This window comes from Sulfuricurvum sp. (assembly GCF_019163035.1).
Lineage (GTDB): Bacteria > Campylobacterota > Campylobacteria > Campylobacterales > Sulfurimonadaceae > Sulfuricurvum.
In genome coordinates, this window is the sequence record NZ_JAFLKV010000122.1 from 1 (window position 1) to 16646 (window position 16646).

Here is a 16646-nt window from a genome sequence, read left to right on the forward strand (position 1 = left end):
CGTTAGTGCTATTAATGAAAAAATCGTGATATAATTTCAAGGTAATCAAGAAGTGCAACCTCTTTCCGTGTAGCTAGCGGATAGAAAGATGCAAGGCGGGGGCTTTCGGGCTTTCGCCTTTTTTTTTGCCAATTTTTTTGGCAGGTAGGGTGGAAGCGGGTAGCATCTCTTGAAAGGAGATAGCCTTCTTGATTTACAAATTTATGATAGCTTTTCTAATTGTAATGGTGTTCGCACCCATATTACATTAGTTAAAAACGGGGGGATAGCTACCCTCCGAGCTATCATCTCATCATCAATCTACTCAAAAATAAATTAGGTATCAATACCCATCATACGGCAATTTTGCCTCTTTCCATCCGAACATAAAACCATTTTCAAGATTATAAGCCTTAATCCCCTCTTTGGCGAGGAGATTTGCGGCTGCAGTAGAACGTGGTCCGCTTCGACATACGAGGATAACTGAATCGACGTTGCGAAGTTTCATCGCCCGCATAACATCAGCGACAAAGTTTTTATTAAAAACCTCTTTGGCATCGTAGAGTTTTTGGATATCTTTGTGATCTTTGGGCTTATCGGTTTTGAGTTCAAATTCGGCACTTTTTACCCGCTCTTCGATTGATTTCGGGATATAAGTCCACTCATATGCAGGGATGTTAATAAATCCCTCACCGTGACCTGTGTAGATGTATTCTAGGGTAGTTCGGACATCGACAATGATCGCTGAGCCTTTTTTTTGCATCTCATGTGCTTCGGTAGCACTAACGTCTCCTTCGTAGATATCATCCGCGTTTAATGTGACACAAAACACTAAAGCAAAGAGTATTTTTTTCATAATGTTAACCTTAGCAAAATAATTGATGTGATTGTATCCTAAGAAGATTATACGCAGATGAATAAAATTAATGTACCATTATGGAAAAAAAATGATGGGACATGACTGAGATACTACAGATTATATATGTAACCGACTGGAGTGATAATAACGATCCTTATCATGATCCTTTCGGAGAAGTGCTACAAGAATTGGATGCACATGTAAGTATCCAAAGTCATTTACCTGAAAGTTATGAGGATATCGATCTTCTCATTTTGCATCCCATGCAGATGAGCAGTGATATTTTCGAGACGATTAGTCGCAGTAAAAGTGAAAATTCTTCAATCAAAACGGTTGTGATTTCGAGTGCTCATGGGAGTGATCTCTTTTTGCAGGCTATCGATGTGGGGGTTGATAAATACCTTCTCAAACCATTACTTCCCAGTGCGGTACAAAAAGTAGCAGAACGGCTAATGCGCCAATCATTAGAGGCAAAGCATGCTCAAAAAGCCTATAATCAAATTAATTTGATGTTTGGAGCCATTTCAAAAACCTCACTTTTGATCCGAATGGAAGAGAACGGTCTTATTATAGAGGTCAATGATTTATTGTGCCGATTGTTGGATTATCAGAGTGATACGATGATTGGAAGTCATTGGATGCGCTTTGTGGAACGCCGTTTTTGGGTTTTTCTACGTTCATTGGTACGTGAACGGCTCAAAGCAGGAGAAATTTATCGAGGTATTATCGAATTAGTGAGTTCCAAAGGTGAACTAAAAACTGTCGACAGTACGATTTATGCTATTCGTGATAAATATGGAGAAATAGAAGAAATTGTTTGTATTGCTCAAGATGTTAGTGAAGTTAATCGTGCAATTTTAGCCAGTGTAGAGCAGCTTATTGATACAGAGTCATCTTTGACGGTACTGTTTAATCATAGTTATGAAGCAATTTTGGTCAACAAAAAGTATTTGGAAGTTAATGATTTTAAGAGAAATGAAGAGTTCTTCTCATCGTGTGCTTTATGTATTTGGTATGCTGAAACATCCGGAGGATTAAAGCCCATTACCATAAACGGGGCAACTCGAAAAGAGGTATTGGAATCTATTTTCATGCAAGTTTACAACGGCGAGATTGATGGACGGTTGGTGATGGAGTACCTAAATCAAAGTAAGCAATTTTTTACAGTACACATCAGTTCAATGCCTAACCCGATGATTCGCAGCGAAGAGTATCATATCCTTTATTTTATCGATGTCACTCCATTGGAAAGGCTAAAAGAGGATAAAATTAACGATGCTAAACTGATGAGTGTCGGACGTCTTGCCGCCGCAATAACCCATGAGATTAATACTCCTATCACGTATATTAAAGGAAATTTGGAATTGCTCCAGTGGGAATGTGAAGAAAAACTACCCGAAACGCTCTCTTTATTTCAACCGATTCAAGAGGGAATTGCACGGATAGAGTCGATTGTTGGTTCCATGTATGAGTTTGCCGGTACAGGAAAAGAAGAGATGAAGCCGTGTAATGTTCATATGACATTGATTTATGCCCTTAGAATAGTTATGAACCGCTCAAAGCATATCGTTCCTATTCGTATCAACGGAGAGCTTTTCTCTCTCACCAGCAACTATGAATCATTGGGATGTTTTACCATGGGAATATCAAATCGTCTGGAGCAAGTGTGGATTATAATTCTAAATAATGCATTAGATGAGTTTGAAAAGGGTACAATGGCGTATGAAAATCGTGGTATAGATATTTGCTTCTTTTGTAATCAAGAAATCATTACCATTACGATCAAAGACAATGCGGGCGGAATACCAGAGGTGATGCTTGACGGCATTTTTGATTTTGCAATCAGCGGAGATAAAAAAAAGAGCATGGGAATCGGATTAAACGTAGCTAAAGCGATTATCGAAAAGCATGGAGGTATTATTAAAGTGAGCAATGAAAATCAGGGTGCAACTTTTGAAATATCATTAAAAACGTATGAGGAGAAGTCAAATGTGGTTTGATGGAGAAACACAAAAACTCAGAGAAGAAAAAGAGCGGTTGGAAAAAGAGTGTACTGAACTCAAAGCCGAATTAGAGCTTTACAAAGAGATAGCTGCATTAAGTGACAAAGAGGCATTAGTCGTTTTAAATGCTCAGGGTAAAGCGATATTCTTCAATACGCGAGGTGAATCAATTACCAATAAAGATGCGGTTATACGAGAATTATCTAAAAACTCAAAAGAGATAGTCGTCGGAGAGTGTGAAGCATCGGTCATTACTAAAAATTTGAGCAATGGAATGAAAGGATTTATTCTGGTCAAGTCATCGGTTGTTGGTAGTGAGGATGGCGGATTGTTAGAGATGCATCAGCACAGTATCAAAGAGGCGTTAAATGCAACTCAAAAAGTATTTATGGATATCTTAGAGAAACTCAAAGATATGGTAAATCAATCTCGTGAGACGGCTGAAGGGTCAGTTCAGGGGCTAAAAATTGCTAATCATGTTGATGAGTATATGAATAAACTTGCCGAATTAATGGAGGGGACACTCTCAACCACCGCAAGCCTTGTTACCCGTTCTCATGAAGTATCCAACGTTATTGCATTGATTAAAGATATAGCTGATCAAACCAACCTTCTTGCACTAAATGCAGCAATCGAAGCGGCACGTGCGGGTGAACATGGTCGTGGGTTTGCCGTTGTTGCCGATGAGGTACGTAAACTGGCAGAACGGACACAAAAAGCGACTAAAGAGATTGAGATCGTTATTCAATCGATGCAGCAAGATACCAATGAGATTGAGAGTGCAACCGAAGAGCTCTCAGGGATCGTTTCCAGTACCAAAGGGGAAGTTTCTGAACTCAGTACTCGTATGGGGACGTTTCAACGAAACTCATCGCGTAGCGTGTATGAGATTATGGATATCAGCAACTATATTTTTAGTAATTTGGCAAAAATTGACCATGTTATTTTCAAAAATAATGTATATGCGTTCTTGTTCGGTCAAGAAAATAATTTCAAAGCGGTTGATCATCATAACTGTCGATTGGGCAAATGGTATGATACAGGGGTTGGAAAAGAACAATTTGGTCATCTTAAATCATACAGCATGTTAGAAAAACCTCATGCGGCTGTTCACTCCCAAGCGAATGCGTTAATTGCTGATTGCGGTGATGGAAAAAAACTGTGTTCTCGTACTCAAATTGAGCAGCGGATTAAAACGATTGAAGAGGCGAGTCATCATGTATTTGAAGCATTAGATATCTTAGTTGCAGAGAAAACCGAAGACTTGATGGGAAGTGCAATTGACAAACTATTTGGAGGATTAAAATGATACGATTATTAATCATAGACGATGAACAATCCATTGGGACGATGCTTGAAAAAGGATTAGGGCGGTCAGGGGATTTTAAAACCACTTATATAGATAACCCACTTACCGCTTTGAGTCGTTTTAAAAAAGGTGAATATGATGGGGTACTACTTGATATTATGATGCCCCAAAAAGACGGCTTGAGTGTGCTCGAAGAGATTAAAGCCAAAGACCCTGAGTGTGTTGTTGTTATGATGACCGCTTATTCAACGCTCGACAAAGTCTTGCAGAGTCATAAGGTTGGAGCCGATCATTATCTTCTTAAACCGTTCGATTCATTAGCCAGTGTAGAAAAAAAAGTGCGCGAGCTGATACAAGAACGCAAATAATAGAGAGCGGGATTGATTCCCGCTTTTTTTTATCTCCAAATTTTATACATTAGTAATATGGTATGAATAGTTGACAATAGAAAAATCCTATATTAAAATGGTGAAAAATTTAGGAGAAGAGTATGTCTCAACAATGCCCACTCATTTTTCGACAAGTTGATGCAACCATTACTCGAATTAATACACTCTTTGTAATAATTGGTATTGTTGCATTTTTATGGACACAAAGTTCTATTGTTTTACTATTATTGATAGCTGATTTCATACTACGTTTGTATGGATTTAAACAATACAGCCCAGTTAATATAAGCTCACTGTATATTCAAAAAAGATTTGCTTTACCAGTTAAAATGGAAGATGCTGGTGCGAAACGCCTTGCAGCATTTTTTGGAAGTGGATTTACGATTGCTTTGCTGATTGGGTCTTTGGCAGGGGCAGATAATGTAGTTGCTTTTATTGCCGGTATTTTTCTGTTTTGTGCGGCTTTGGAATTACTGTTTGGCTATTGCATCGCGTGCAAAATTTATTATATTGTCAAAAAAATTTATCCAAAAGGGTTTGAATAATGGCAGCTCTCTCATCAAAGGCTATTTATGGTTTGGCGGCGATGCATGTTCTTTCACATGCCCCTCATGCACGTGCCATGCAGGTGAGAGAGATTTCGGCTATGACACAGATATCACATGGTTATCTCGAACAGCTTCTCTCTATTTTACGTCGTAATAAGTTAGTAAGCAGTATACGCGGAGCCTCAGGCGGCTATAAACTCTCCCGAGCGAGCCATGAGATTGAAGTGATTGAGATTATTGAAGCATTAGAGGGACCGTTTTATAAAATAGAAGGAAACATGGGATCAAGTCTGATCTTAGAGTACTTTTGGGGCGATATCGAAGAGAAGATGAGAGCTTTGTTTAACATGAAGCTCTCCGAACTTGATCAGGCGTATCAACCGCACTACTACGAGATATAATTTATCGTTGTATTGCTTTATGACTTTCAATCAACCTACGGTTTTGCATCATCATCAATTCTATTTCTTGGGCACTTTTTCCATTATAAACTTGTTCAACTAAGCAATGGCTTTTAGAGAGCATCTCTTCATAAAAATCTTGAAGCGAAGACGCTTTTTTAGTTATTGAGTGAGTTTTAGAGAAGGGCTCAACGTGGAGCTTCTGGTTGGGAGCGGCATATTTAGCTAAAACCGCTTCACTCGCTTTATTAATGCGCATCATTATCTCATTGTATGTGGATTGATATTTTATATTAACAAGCAAAAAACGTACCCATAATAATCTATTTGATAATGAATTTATTGGATAGAATACGCTATGAACATTTCTGCACTTATTCTTATCGGTGCCTCTACGGGAGGACCGGGTCGTATTTATTCGATTCTATCAGCGTTAGATGCTGATTTTGATGGAACTATTGTGATTGCGCAACACATGAGCGCCGCATTTATTCCCAGTTTTATTACTCAGCTTCAAACCATTGTCTCCCTTCCGATCTTAGCGGTTGAGCATCCCCTTAAAATGAATCGAGGATCTATTTACGTTTGCTCAGTGACCTCTCATTTGATTCTAAAAGAGAGAGAAGTTTGGATTGAACCGATGGAAGCTAACGATTATCCCTATAACCCTCAAATCGATCCGTTGTTTACGTCGGCATCACACCTTCCCTCAACACTAAATCGTTTGGGAATAATCCTTACGGGGATTGGAGATGATGGCGCTCATGGATCATTAGCCCTTCATGAATCAGGAGGATGTTGCCTTTTTGAGAGCGAAGAGAGCTCGATTGTTTTTGGGATGCCGCGACGTGCGAAAGAGTTGGTGAGTTGCGCAAATGTAGGCTCTATCGATGAAATTATTGAACAAATAATCAACTTCGGAGATTTCAATGTTTAGCTGGTTGAGATCGAGAAAAGATACTGTGCCTCATGAAAAGAAGATTCCAAACCTGGAAAATTTTGTTAATCCAACGGCGGTCTTAACAAAATTTACTGCGATTACAGGGATCCATTTTAACCAAAAAGAGTCTATTACGACCACAAAATTGATCCATTTTTGCCGAAATCACCATATTAGCACTTTTGAAGAGTTATATGTATGTCTTGAACATGACCCTGAAATCCTCGAAGCGCTGATAAATCTACTAACTGTAAACGAGACCTATTTTTTTAGAGAGTCACGTCAGATTTATTATTTAACTGAAAAAGTGGTCGCAAGCAGAGAAAATATTCGTATTTTATGTGCCCCCGGTTCAACGGGAGAAGAACCTTATTCGATTGCGATTGCTTTGATGAGCGCTGGTGTTCCCTCTAATAGAATTGAGATTATCTCTATCGATATTAACAGTGATGTTATTACGTTGGCAAAAGAGGGGCATTACAGTCTCCGATCCTTGCACAAAACACCGCAGCCTCTCCAAGAAAAATATTTTATCAAAGAAGGTGATACGTTTAAAATCTGTGATGAGATAAAGCGTTTAGTCACTTTTGATACCATCAATATTTTTGATGATAAACTTTTTGACTTGGGGAAATTTGATACGATTTTTTCACGTAATATGCTGATCTATTTTGATGAAGCGACTGTGTTACGAGCGGTTGAGCGATTGGGAAGATTGGCTCGAAGCAAAGAATCTTTATTTTTTTTCGGTCATGCTGATTTTGTGAAGACTCCCCCTACCTTGGTTGAACATTATGAACAGGGAGTGAAGTTTTACAAGATTAGTTAAAACCCCTCATTGAGAATGTACCATAACCGTTCCACTTCACGATCATCTAAAAACAGGGTAGAAGCGTTGGTGTATAGCCATTCAAGCCCTTTTGAATTAATCGAGAGAGTATGGGAACAGTCGGTATGGGCGGGTAAAAAAGCCCGAATCAATGAGATATTTTCTTCGATAGGGAGATCACAAAAAAAGCAGTTCAGCTCCCGATGGAGCCTCCCCTCGTAATCGAGCATTTTGACATAGGATTCGATGGCTACCCGTTTTGGGTTTTGATCTCTCCAGCGGATCGATGCATCGTTGAGCAGAGCAAAGTAAAAATCTCCGATGGACTCGGAATCTTTGAGGTGGGGATGAAAGAGGGTAATAAACTGCTGCCACAGACGAAGCCGCTCATACTCTCCCATCCAGCCGAATCCGAGATGGATAACATCTTTCATTCGTGGGATGGAAGATTTGAGGGAGTGTTCGGCTTCGTAATCGATTCTGAATCCCATATTGATAGGGCTATGACGTGCGCCGTAGAAGCGATAAAGGGTCTGTAAGCTTTCCTCGGCTATGATAGTGACAATCATATCTTCTTCGCGTACACGGGTAAGTTTGATGATGAAGCCCTGCATTTATGGTTCTACTCTACACATTATTTTTTAATATCTTCATTATTTGCCGTCATTTTAACCTTTTTTAACCTAACAAGCAGTAAAATAAGAAAATTTCATCTCCCTTTAAACTACTTATGTTTAAAAAGAGATTAAAAAATATCAATTTGCCGATTTTTCTGGTGAAAGGTGACGATTAGAGTGGAATACCAAGACCTATTACGATCATTTAAAGATAACTGCGGATTTGGTTTGATTGCAAATATCAAAAACCGTCCTTCGCATGAAAATTTAGAAAATGCCATTACGGCTTTAGAGAGAATGATGCACCGTGGAGCGGTTGCCGCTGATGGTAAAACAGGTGATGGAAGCGGATTGCTTCTCTCCCTTCCGCATGAGTTTATGCGCACCGTTGCGCAAGATGCAGGGGTTGAACTCCCTGATATGTATGCTGTGGCTATGGTATTTATCCGAGATGCCGCTCAATTGGGACATTTCGAAAAAATTTGTAATGATAATGATTTAAAAGTCGTTTTAAAGCGCAAAGTTCCGGTCGATACGAATGCCTTGGGTGAGCAAGCGCTCGCATCGTTGCCTGAAATTTACCATATTTTTATAACTCCGAATTCATTGATGGCGACACAGCGTTTTGATGCACTGTTGTATCTTAGTCGTAAAGAGATTGAACACGCTTTTGTTGAAGATCAAGATTTTTACATTGCCTCGATGTCGGCTCGTGTTATTTCGTATAAAGGTTTGATTATGCCGACGCATATCAAAGAATTTTATATCGATTTACAAGATGAAAATTTTAAAATATCGTTTGCCCTTTTTCACCAACGTTTCTCGACCAATACCCTCCCAAAATGGCGTTTGGCTCAACCGTTCCGTGCGGTTGCCCACAACGGTGAGATCAATTCGGTCGAAGCAAACCGTTTTAATGTAGCGGTTAAATCCGAATCGATTAAAAGTGAAGTATTCACGGACGAAGAGATCGCTCGTCTCCTCCCAATCCTCCAACCGGGCGGTTCGGATAGTGCGAGTGCCGATAACTTTTTTGAGTTTTTGATCATCAACGGGATGGATTTCTTCAAAGCGGCGCGCGCCGTAATCCCTGCACCGTGGCAAAATGCACCGCACATGGATCCACAGCTTCGTGCGTTTTATGAATACCACTCGACGGTTTTTGAAGCATGGGACGGCCCTGCGGCGTTCTCTTTGACCGATGGTCGTTATATCGGATGTGTACTGGATCGTAACGGTCTTCGCCCATCTAAATACATTATCACTCATGATGATACTCTCCTGATCGCCAGTGAGTATGGTGTTATCGATATCAGTGAAGATCAGATCAAAGAGCGCGGACGTTTACAGTCAGGTCAAATGATCGGTTTGGATTTGAAGTTCGGAAAAGTGCTTAAAGACGAAGATATTAACCAATATCTCAAATCCTCAAATCCGTACATGAAATGGCTTAATGACCATATGATCTATCTCCAAGAGCATGTGGAACAACAATATGTGACCCGTTGTGAATATGATGCTTCTACTTTGATCGAGCGCCAACGCTATTTTAACATTACCCAAGAGGTGGTGGAACAAGTGATTGAGCCGATGATGCGTGACGGTAAAGAGGCGGTTGGATCGATGGGGGATGATACTCCTCTCGCGGCATTTAGTAGTGTACAGCGTCATTTCACCGATTATTTTAAACAACGCTTTGCCCAAGTTACGAATCCGCCTATCGACCCTATCCGCGAAAAAGTAGTGATGAGTTTGAACACCGGATTTGGTGAGACTCATAATATTCTCGATGAGATCCCATCCCATGCAAATCGTCTCAAAGCGATCTCTCCGATCATCGTTCGCGAAAAACTCGAAGTGCTTAAATCGTTCGGGGATAAAAAATCACCGCGCTATCAATCTTTTTATTCCAATCAAGAGTTTTCTACTGCGTATAGCGGTTCATTAAAATCGGCGCTTGAAGCATTGGTTGCACAAGTGATCAAAGCGGTTCGCGAAGAGGGTGTCCGTATTGTTATCCTCGACGATAGCGGTTTTGATAAAGATCACAAAGCGATCCCTATGGTCATGGCAGTGGGGCGTATCAGTCGCGCACTTTTGGATGAGCGAATCCGTCATTTGGTCTCTATCGTCGCGTGTACCTCTGAGGTGATCGATTCTCACGGTGCGGCAACATTGATCGCATACGGAGCAAGCGCGGTTTATCCGACACTTCTTTTTGCTACAGTAGCCGCACGTGCAGAGAACAGTGTCAATGAAGTGAGCTGTTCGGATGCCTTTAAATCAGTTCATCATGCCCTCAACGCGGGACTATTGAAAATCATGTCTAAAATGGGGATTGCGACGATTGCATCGTACCGCAACTCAGGATTGTTCGATGTTATCGGGTTGAGTAAAGAGATCGTACACGAGTGTTTCGGAGAATCCCATGCGATGATTCCGGGGCTAACGTATGACGATATCGATGCACGTTTAGAGCGAAACCACAAAGAAGCATTTGAAGTGGGGGGATTCAATAAAATCTTCCCACTCAAAATCGGTGGTTACTACAAATTCTACAACGGTCAAGAGCACCATGATTTCAATCCGGATGTCATCCATGCGATTCATAAAGTTTCTAAAACCGGTAAACGAGAAGATTTTGATAAACTTAGCACATTGATCAACAGTCGCGGACAAAAATTTATCCGCGATTTCTTCGAGTTCAAATCAGATCGTCCAAGCATCGACATTTCTGAAGTGGAACCGAAAGAGGCTATTTTCAAACGGTTCGCCTCTGCGGCAATGTCGCTCGGATCGATCTCTCCTGAAGCACATGAGTGTGTTGCGGTAGCGATGAACACCATCGGAGCGCAAAGTAACTCGGGTGAGGGTGGAGAAGACGCGGCACGTTTCGGAACGCTCAAAAACTCTAAAATCAAACAGGTTGCATCGGGACGCTTCGGGGTAACTCCTGCGTACCTCCGTTCCGCCGAAGAGATTCAGATCAAAGTAGCCCAAGGGGCAAAACCGGGTGAGGGCGGACAGCTTCCGGGGCATAAAGTAAGCGGTCTCATTGCACGCCTTCGCTACACGATGCCGGGTGTGACATTGATCTCGCCTCCGCCTCATCATGATATCTACTCCATCGAGGATTTGGCACAGCTCATTTTCGATATGAAGCAGGTCAACCCGAGCGCAACCGTAGCGGTTAAACTCGTCTCTTCTGCGGGTGTTGGAACTATCGCGGCGGGTGTTGCAAAAGCGTATGCTGACAAAATCATCATTTCCGGCGGTGATGGCGGTACGGGTGCGGCACCGCTCACCTCGATCAAATTTGCGGGGAATCCGTGGGAGCTTGGACTATCAGAAGCCCATAATGCGCTCAAAGTGAATAACTTACGCGGTCTAGTTCACGTTCAAACAGACGGCGGACTTAAAACGGGTCAAGATATTATGAAAGCGGCACTATTAGGTGCTGAGAGTTATGCGTTCGGTACGGGAGCACTCACTATCATCGGATGTAAAATGCTCCGTATCTGTCACGTGAACAAATGCTCTGTCGGTATCGCAACCCAAAACGAAAAATTACGCGGTGAATTCTTCAACGGTACGGTTGAACAACTGATTAACTATTTCACTTACTTGGCAGAAGATGTCCGTAAAATTATGGCTCAGCTTGGGTACAAAACGATAGAAGAGTTAGTAGGACGCAGTGATTTACTGAGCGTCATCGATAATGACTTTGCAAAAAAATTCGATTTCAGCTCCGTATTGCACCGTGAAGAGGGGGTTAATACCTGCCAATCTTCAAGCAATGAACCATTTGATGCGAATGAGTTTGAAAAAGAGGTTCTTACCGAAGCGATGGATGCGATCAAAAATCCTGAGCGTCCGATCCGTATCGTTCGTGATATTTGTAACCTAAATCGTAGTTTTGGTGCTCGTATCAGCGGTGAAATCGCCCATTATTACGGTGATGCAGGTCTTAAATCCGACACGATCCGTATCCAGCTCAAAGGGATCGCAGGTCAAGCCTTGGGTGCGTTCTTGATCAACGGTGTCTCTATCCATCTTGAGGGTGTAGCGAATGACTATATCGGTAAAGGGATGCACGGCGGTAAAATCGTCATTAAATCCCAAAACCAAGGCGAAGCGTTTGCCGCAGGCGGTAATACGTGCCTCTACGGTGCGACGGGGGGTAAACTCTTTATCTCCGGTTCGGTCGGAGAGCGTTTTGCGGTTCGTAACTCGGGTGCTCTCGCTATCGTCGAGGGGACGGGGGACAACGCGTGTGAATACATGACCGGAGGGGTTGTTATTATCCTCGGGAAAACAGGTATTAATTTCGGTGCGGGTATGACGGGCGGTTTTGCGTTTGTGTATGATCAAGACCACAGTTTTGTCGAAAATGTTAACCGTGAGTTGATCGATGCGTTGCGTATCGATACGGATGACGGCGATGAAGCGCGCCACTATCTTAAACGTCTTTTGAAAGAGTACGTTGCGGAAACCGAGAGTGAAATGGCACAAAATCTATTGAAAAATTTCCGTGTCGAAATCCGAAATTTCTGGCTTGTTCGCCCGAAAAACCTAACCAAATTGCCACTCAATCCTGATAAAGGGGACTAAGAAATATGAGAGAATTTTTAACGATTGAGCGTCTCGAACCTACAAAACGCCTTGTTTTACAGCGTCTAAAAGATTTTAGCGAGATTTATGAGCCGATGGGCGTGAGCGATGCAAGCTCACAAAGTGACCGCTGTATCCAATGCGGCGATCCGTTTTGTTTGAACAAATGCCCATTGCACAACTACATCCCACAATGGCTCAAAGCCGTTGCGGAAAAAGATTTGAAATTTGCGTTTAACCTCTCGAATGAGCCATCACCGTTTCCCGAAGTAATGGGGCGCGTCTGTCCTCAAGATCGTCTGTGTGAGGGAGATTGTACCCTTAACGACGGCCACGGTGCCATTACCATCGGCGGGGTTGAGACGTTTATCAACGAAGAGGGGTTTAAACAAGGGCTTAAACCGTACTTCCCAGGGATCACTACGAACAAAAAAGTAGCGATTATCGGCTCAGGTCCAGCAGGTCTCTCTGCCGCGACGTATCTCCTCCGCTCAGGTATTGCGGTAACGATGTATGAGCGTAGTGATCGTGCGGGTGGACTCCTTACCTACGGTATCCCGAATTTTAAACTCGATAAAAAAATCGTTGAACGACGTGTTAATCTACTCATTGAAGCAGGATTAGAGCTTGTCACAAACTGTGAAGTGGGGAAAGATATCGAGTTTGATACCATTGCCGACAAACATGATGCCCTCTTTATCGGTATCGGTGCGACCAAAGCCAAGGGAGCTAAAATCTCAGGCGAGAACGCATCGAATGTTTATATGTCGATGGAGTATTTGAGTGCGATTCAGCGTAAAAACTTTGGTTCTTCGTACGAGAAAAAATTTGATTTCAAAGATCTCGATGTAGTGGTTATCGGTGGCGGTGATACCGCTATGGACTGTGTCCGTACCGCAAAACGTGAGGGGGCAAAAAGTGTAACGTGTCTCTATCGTCGTGATGCACACAATATGCCGGGCTCGGTCAAAGAGTACAAAAATGCCATCGAAGAGGGGGTTGATTTTACCTTTAACGCTTCTCCGAAAGAGGTCATTTTAAATGACGGCGGCAAAGCAGTCGGTATCCACATGGCTAAAACCATCCTCGGTGCCAAAGATGAGTCCGGTCGTCAAAAGATGGAAGAGGTCAAAGGGGGCGATTTCAACGTCAACGCCGATGTCATCATTATGGCACTCGGATTTGATCCGTGTGTCCCTCCATTTTTGGCTGAAAACGGTATCTCGGTTAACAGTTGGGGTGGAATTATTATTAACGATAAGCACGAGACAACCACTTCGGGTATCTATGCCGGAGGAGATTGCTATCGCGGTGCCGATCTCGTCGTAACTGCGGCGTATGACGGACGTGAAGCGGCTCGTTCTATTGTAAAATCATTGCTGGGTTAATGAGCCTTTTTATCCAAGCTGCTATTACTGCGTGTCAAGAGGGCGCTTCCCTTATCAAAGAGGGGAACGACAACTTATTTGCATTGTATGAACAGGGCTTTGGCGGTGACATCAGTAACGGTGTCGATCTCAAAGCCGAAGCAATCTTTTATAAGCATCTCTCCCCCTTTGGATCGATTTATTCCGAAGAGAGCGGTTGGATGTCTCCCGAATCCTCTATTACTATTTACCTCGACCCCATCGACGGCAGTGATAACTTCGTCTCAAAATTTCCTTATTATGGCATCTCTATTGCTCGAATGAATGGAGATAAAACGACTGAAGCGGTTGTCGCTAATCTCGCAAACGGTGAGGTATTTATACGTACAGAAGAGGAATATTACTCCATAACACTCCAAAATCCTGATATAAAACGTGAGATTAAGAGTAATTTTTCCGCCAAAATAGGACTTTTTGAAAAGGCTCCCGAACACCCTGAATTGGTTCGAAAATTGATGGATAAAAAGCTGAAATTTAGATCCCCCGGAGCCCTTGCCTTATCGTTGGCGTATGCCCCTTATGTAAAATATGTGCTATTTTTGGGTACAATGCGCTGCTTTGATATCCAAGCCGGACTCTATTTGAGCCAACACTTGCACGTGTTTAATGATGATAGATATATCCTCATCAGTGCGGATAAAGAGCTTTTTGAGCAGATACGTTTGATTGTAGAAAAGGAGTATTTTTGAGTCTATTTAACCTGTTCGGGGACTCCGAAAAGAAAAAACAGCCCACCAAAAGCGAGGCACCGTCTCACTGGGTAAAATGCCCCTCTTGCCAGTCGTTGATGTACTACAAAGAGATTGAAAAACAAAACCATGTGTGCCCTAAATGTGGGTTTCACCTCCGTATCGGTGTTAAGGAGCGTTTAGCACTTATCACGGATGAGGGGAGTTTTGTTGAATTCGATGACAATCTTCGCCCCGTCGATCCGATTAATTTCGTCGATAAAAAAAGCTACGCAGCACGTATTGAAGAAGGCTTTGCCAAAAACGGTACCTACTCATCCGTCGTGAGCGGTGAATGTACGATTAATGAGGTTCCTGCACAACTCGTTGTATTCGATTTCAACTTTATGGGCGGTTCACTAGGTTCAGTAGAGGGTGAAAAAATCGTCCGTGCGGTCAACCGTGCGATTGAGAAGCGTATGGGTCTTATCATCGTGAGTGCCAGCGGTGGAGCACGTATGCAAGAGAGTACATTCTCCCTTATGCAGATGTCGAAAACGTCAGCTGCTTTGGCAAAATTAGCCAATGCGAAGCTTCCGTATATCTCACTCTTAACCGATCCGACGATGGGTGGGGTGAGTGCCTCTTTCGCGACGTTGGGTGACATCATTATCGCAGAACCGGGTGCCTTGGTCGGTTTTGCGGGTCAGCGTGTTATCAAACAAACCATCGGGTCTGATTTACCGGAAGGGTTCCAAAGAGCTGAGTTCTTGCTCGAAAAAGGCTCCATCGATATGATCGTGGAGCGGAGTGAACTCAAAGAGACATTGAGTGATATGCTCAAACTCCTACTTCCTTGATCTATGCAACTTTACGCTCTTTGTGATATCGACACACTTCACAAAAGTGCGGTGGATATTCTCACCTTTGCTTCGCGTGCCAAGGCGCTGGGGGCTGTGGTTCTCCAATACCGAAATAAACACGCTGACATTGCTACAATCAAAACCGATTTGATCGCGTTGCGTAAAATATGGGAAGGGTTTTTAATCATCAACGATCATTATGAACTGGCGCAATTTTGTGATGGTGTCCATATCGGGCAAGAAGATTTAGTTATGATCGATTCTGACCCCATTCGTGCCATCAAAATATTGAAATTGGCCATCGGTGAGGATAAACTCATCGGTCTCTCTACCCATAATGCTCATGAGGTAGAGATTGCGAACACATTGGATTTGAACTACATCGGATTAGGTGCTTATCGTGCTACCTCGACGAAATCGGACGCCAAAGTGTTAGGTGAGCATCTTGATACTATTGCCTCTCATTCTAAGCATCCTGTAGCGGCTATAGGTGGAGTCAAGCTCGATGATACTTTTAATCATGTCACTTATCATGTGATTGCATCAGGACTTATTTCTGATGAGAACGCCAAATGAGTAAAACCCATTCGGCTACGCTAGCCGCTATGGCACTAAAGCTTACCTCGTTCGAGGCAGAATTATGAACATTTCAATTGTGACCATTGCTAAAAAAGAGCGTTCGCTGTATGATCCACTCTACCAAGAACAGATGAAAATGATCTCCCGATTTGCCAAAGTGGATGACGTTGAATTGTTCCCAAAAGAGGTAGTTAAAGCGCACACTATTAGCGCCGAAGCGTCGCAAATAGCGTATTCGAAATTATTATCACCGATGTTGGGTAAAAATTACTCGATTGCACTCCATCCTGAGGGAAAAAAAATGGATAGTTTTGCATTTAGTAAGCTTATAAGTGATAAAATTTCGTTGCAATTTTTTATCGGTGGAGCCTACGGCTTTGAAAAAAGCTTTGTGGATCAGTGTGATGCGGTGATAAGCTTGTCGGATATGACGATGAGCCATAAAATCGCAAAGGCGGTATTGCTAGAGCAGATATACCGTGCATACTCACTGTTAGCCAACCACCCGTACCACAAATGAGGAGCATTGATGAGAGACCATGAGTTGCAGTATTTCGAGGAGATATTGCTGACGCGAAAAGCTCAGATTATCAAAAATCTTACCGGCGTTGAGAGTGAAATGGA

16 protein-coding genes are annotated in these 16646 nt (G+C 42.4%); 13 read left to right on the forward strand and 3 right to left on the reverse strand.

The genetic code is table 11. The features are described 5' to 3' along the window. Positions 1 to 322: 322 nt before the first annotated feature. Positions 323 to 835, reverse strand: a complete 513-nt coding sequence (locus JZU62_RS08725) for a rhodanese-like domain-containing protein (RefSeq protein ID WP_295013903.1) — start codon at positions 833 to 835, stop codon at positions 323 to 325. 101 nt (positions 836 to 936) lie between these two features. Between JZU62_RS08725 and JZU62_RS08730 the strand changes: the two genes are divergently transcribed. The 5 genes from JZU62_RS08730 (at position 937) to JZU62_RS08750 (ending at position 5488) form a co-directional block, all read left to right on the forward strand. Continuing rightward, complete coding sequence (locus tag JZU62_RS08730; RefSeq protein WP_295013905.1) at positions 937 to 2838, forward strand: ATP-binding protein; 1902 nt, start codon at positions 937 to 939, stop codon at positions 2836 to 2838. Then, positions 2828 to 4150 (forward strand): methyl-accepting chemotaxis protein, encoded by a 1323-nt coding sequence (locus JZU62_RS08735; protein ID WP_295013907.1) that lies wholly within the window; start codon positions 2828 to 2830, stop codon positions 4148 to 4150. The genes JZU62_RS08730 and JZU62_RS08735 overlap by 11 nt, the downstream gene beginning before the upstream one ends. Continuing rightward, entirely contained in the window at positions 4147 to 4518 is a 372-nt protein-coding gene (locus JZU62_RS08740) for a response regulator (RefSeq protein ID WP_295013909.1), read from the forward strand. The genes JZU62_RS08735 and JZU62_RS08740 overlap by 4 nt, the downstream gene beginning before the upstream one ends. Before the next feature lie 122 nt (positions 4519 to 4640). Then, positions 4641 to 5084, forward strand: a complete 444-nt coding sequence (locus JZU62_RS08745; RefSeq protein ID WP_295013911.1) for a DUF4395 domain-containing protein — start codon at positions 4641 to 4643, stop codon at positions 5082 to 5084. Next, positions 5084 to 5488 carry an Rrf2 family transcriptional regulator gene (locus JZU62_RS08750; RefSeq protein ID WP_295013913.1) on the forward strand — a complete coding sequence of 135 codons (405 nt, stop codon included), beginning with the start codon at positions 5084 to 5086 and terminating at the stop codon, positions 5486 to 5488. Before JZU62_RS08745 ends, JZU62_RS08750 begins: the two co-directional genes overlap by 1 nt. Position 5489: 1 nt before the next feature. Here JZU62_RS08750 and JZU62_RS08755 read toward each other — a convergent pair whose 3' ends face one another. Further along, the gene (locus tag JZU62_RS08755; RefSeq protein ID WP_295013915.1) at positions 5490 to 5747 is read right to left on the reverse strand and encodes a hypothetical protein; all 258 of its coding nucleotides are present in this window, start codon (positions 5745 to 5747) and stop codon (positions 5490 to 5492) included. Between the two features lie 99 nt (positions 5748 to 5846). Here JZU62_RS08755 and JZU62_RS08760 point away from each other — a divergent pair, with 99 nt between their 5' ends. Together JZU62_RS08760 and JZU62_RS08765 are read left to right on the forward strand one after the other, a co-directional pair. Beyond that, entirely contained in the window at positions 5847 to 6425 is a 579-nt protein-coding gene (locus tag JZU62_RS08760) for a CheB methylesterase domain-containing protein (protein WP_295013917.1), read from the forward strand. Further along, positions 6418 to 7257 carry a CheR family methyltransferase gene (locus JZU62_RS08765; protein ID WP_295013919.1) on the forward strand — a complete coding sequence of 280 codons (840 nt, stop codon included), beginning with the start codon at positions 6418 to 6420 and terminating at the stop codon, positions 7255 to 7257. Before JZU62_RS08760 ends, JZU62_RS08765 begins: the two co-directional genes overlap by 8 nt. Here JZU62_RS08765 and recO read toward each other — a convergent pair. Beyond that, complete coding sequence (recO, locus tag JZU62_RS08770) at positions 7254 to 7871, reverse strand: recombination protein RecO (RefSeq protein WP_295013921.1); 618 nt, start codon at positions 7869 to 7871, stop codon at positions 7254 to 7256. The two genes, JZU62_RS08765 and recO, sit on opposite strands and share 4 nt — an antisense overlap. Positions 7872 to 8051: 180 nt before the next feature. Here recO and gltB point away from each other — a divergent pair, with 180 nt between their 5' ends. The 6 genes from gltB to JZU62_RS08800 all read left to right on the forward strand — a co-directional run bounded on the left by gltB (position 8052) and on the right by JZU62_RS08800 (position 16542). After that, a complete protein-coding gene (gene gltB / locus JZU62_RS08775; protein WP_295013923.1) occupies positions 8052 to 12485 on the forward strand; it encodes a glutamate synthase large subunit in 4434 nt (1477 codons plus the stop codon). A gap of 5 nt (positions 12486 to 12490) precedes the next feature. Further along, the gene (locus JZU62_RS08780; RefSeq protein ID WP_295013925.1) at positions 12491 to 13873 is read left to right on the forward strand and encodes a glutamate synthase subunit beta; all 1383 of its coding nucleotides are present in this window, start codon (positions 12491 to 12493) and stop codon (positions 13871 to 13873) included. Further along, positions 13873 to 14601: an inositol monophosphatase family protein gene (locus tag JZU62_RS08785; protein WP_295013927.1), complete on the forward strand. Its 729-nt coding sequence runs from the start codon at positions 13873 to 13875 to the stop codon at positions 14599 to 14601. The genes JZU62_RS08780 and JZU62_RS08785 overlap by 1 nt, the downstream gene beginning before the upstream one ends. Beyond that, positions 14598 to 15440 carry an acetyl-CoA carboxylase, carboxyltransferase subunit beta gene (gene accD, locus JZU62_RS08790; protein ID WP_295013929.1) on the forward strand — a complete coding sequence of 281 codons (843 nt, stop codon included), beginning with the start codon at positions 14598 to 14600 and terminating at the stop codon, positions 15438 to 15440. Before JZU62_RS08785 ends, accD begins: the two co-directional genes overlap by 4 nt. Positions 15441 to 15443: 3 nt before the next feature. Next, positions 15444 to 16019 (forward strand): thiamine phosphate synthase, encoded by a 576-nt coding sequence (locus JZU62_RS08795; RefSeq protein WP_295013931.1) that lies wholly within the window; start codon positions 15444 to 15446, stop codon positions 16017 to 16019. Positions 16020 to 16083: 64 nt separating this feature from the next. Continuing rightward, positions 16084 to 16542: a 23S rRNA (pseudouridine(1915)-N(3))-methyltransferase RlmH gene (locus tag JZU62_RS08800; RefSeq protein WP_295013933.1), complete on the forward strand. Its 459-nt coding sequence runs from the start codon at positions 16084 to 16086 to the stop codon at positions 16540 to 16542. The last annotated feature ends 104 nt before the right edge of the window (positions 16543 to 16646 follow it).

Bases quoted from the DNA above. Each gene is read 5' to 3' on its own strand.
- JZU62_RS08800 (WP_295013933.1), top strand. From the start codon at position 16,084: ATGAACATTTCAATTGTGACCATTGCTAAAAAAGAGCGTTCGCTGTAT.
- JZU62_RS08735 (WP_295013907.1), top strand. From the start codon at position 2,828: ATGTGGTTTGATGGAGAAACACAAAAACTCAGAGAAGAAAAAGAGCGG.
- JZU62_RS08750 (WP_295013913.1), top strand. From the start codon at position 5,084: ATGGCAGCTCTCTCATCAAAGGCTATTTATGGTTTGGCGGCGATGCAT.
- JZU62_RS08785 (WP_295013927.1), top strand. From the start codon at position 13,873: ATGAGCCTTTTTATCCAAGCTGCTATTACTGCGTGTCAAGAGGGCGCT.
- JZU62_RS08760 (WP_295013917.1), top strand. From the start codon at position 5,847: ATGAACATTTCTGCACTTATTCTTATCGGTGCCTCTACGGGAGGACCG.
- JZU62_RS08780 (WP_295013925.1), top strand. From the start codon at position 12,491: ATGAGAGAATTTTTAACGATTGAGCGTCTCGAACCTACAAAACGCCTT.
- JZU62_RS08730 (WP_295013905.1), top strand. From the start codon at position 937: ATGACTGAGATACTACAGATTATATATGTAACCGACTGGAGTGATAAT.
- JZU62_RS08745 (WP_295013911.1), top strand. From the start codon at position 4,641: ATGTCTCAACAATGCCCACTCATTTTTCGACAAGTTGATGCAACCATT.
- recO (WP_295013921.1), bottom strand. From the start codon at position 7,871: ATGCAGGGCTTCATCATCAAACTTACCCGTGTACGCGAAGAAGATATG.
- JZU62_RS08765 (WP_295013919.1), top strand. From the start codon at position 6,418: ATGTTTAGCTGGTTGAGATCGAGAAAAGATACTGTGCCTCATGAAAAG.
- JZU62_RS08725 (WP_295013903.1), bottom strand. From the start codon at position 835: ATGAAAAAAATACTCTTTGCTTTAGTGTTTTGTGTCACATTAAACGCG.
- JZU62_RS08755 (WP_295013915.1), bottom strand. From the start codon at position 5,747: ATGCGCATTAATAAAGCGAGTGAAGCGGTTTTAGCTAAATATGCCGCT.
- JZU62_RS08795 (WP_295013931.1), top strand. From the start codon at position 15,444: ATGCAACTTTACGCTCTTTGTGATATCGACACACTTCACAAAAGTGCG.
- JZU62_RS08740 (WP_295013909.1), top strand. From the start codon at position 4,147: ATGATACGATTATTAATCATAGACGATGAACAATCCATTGGGACGATG.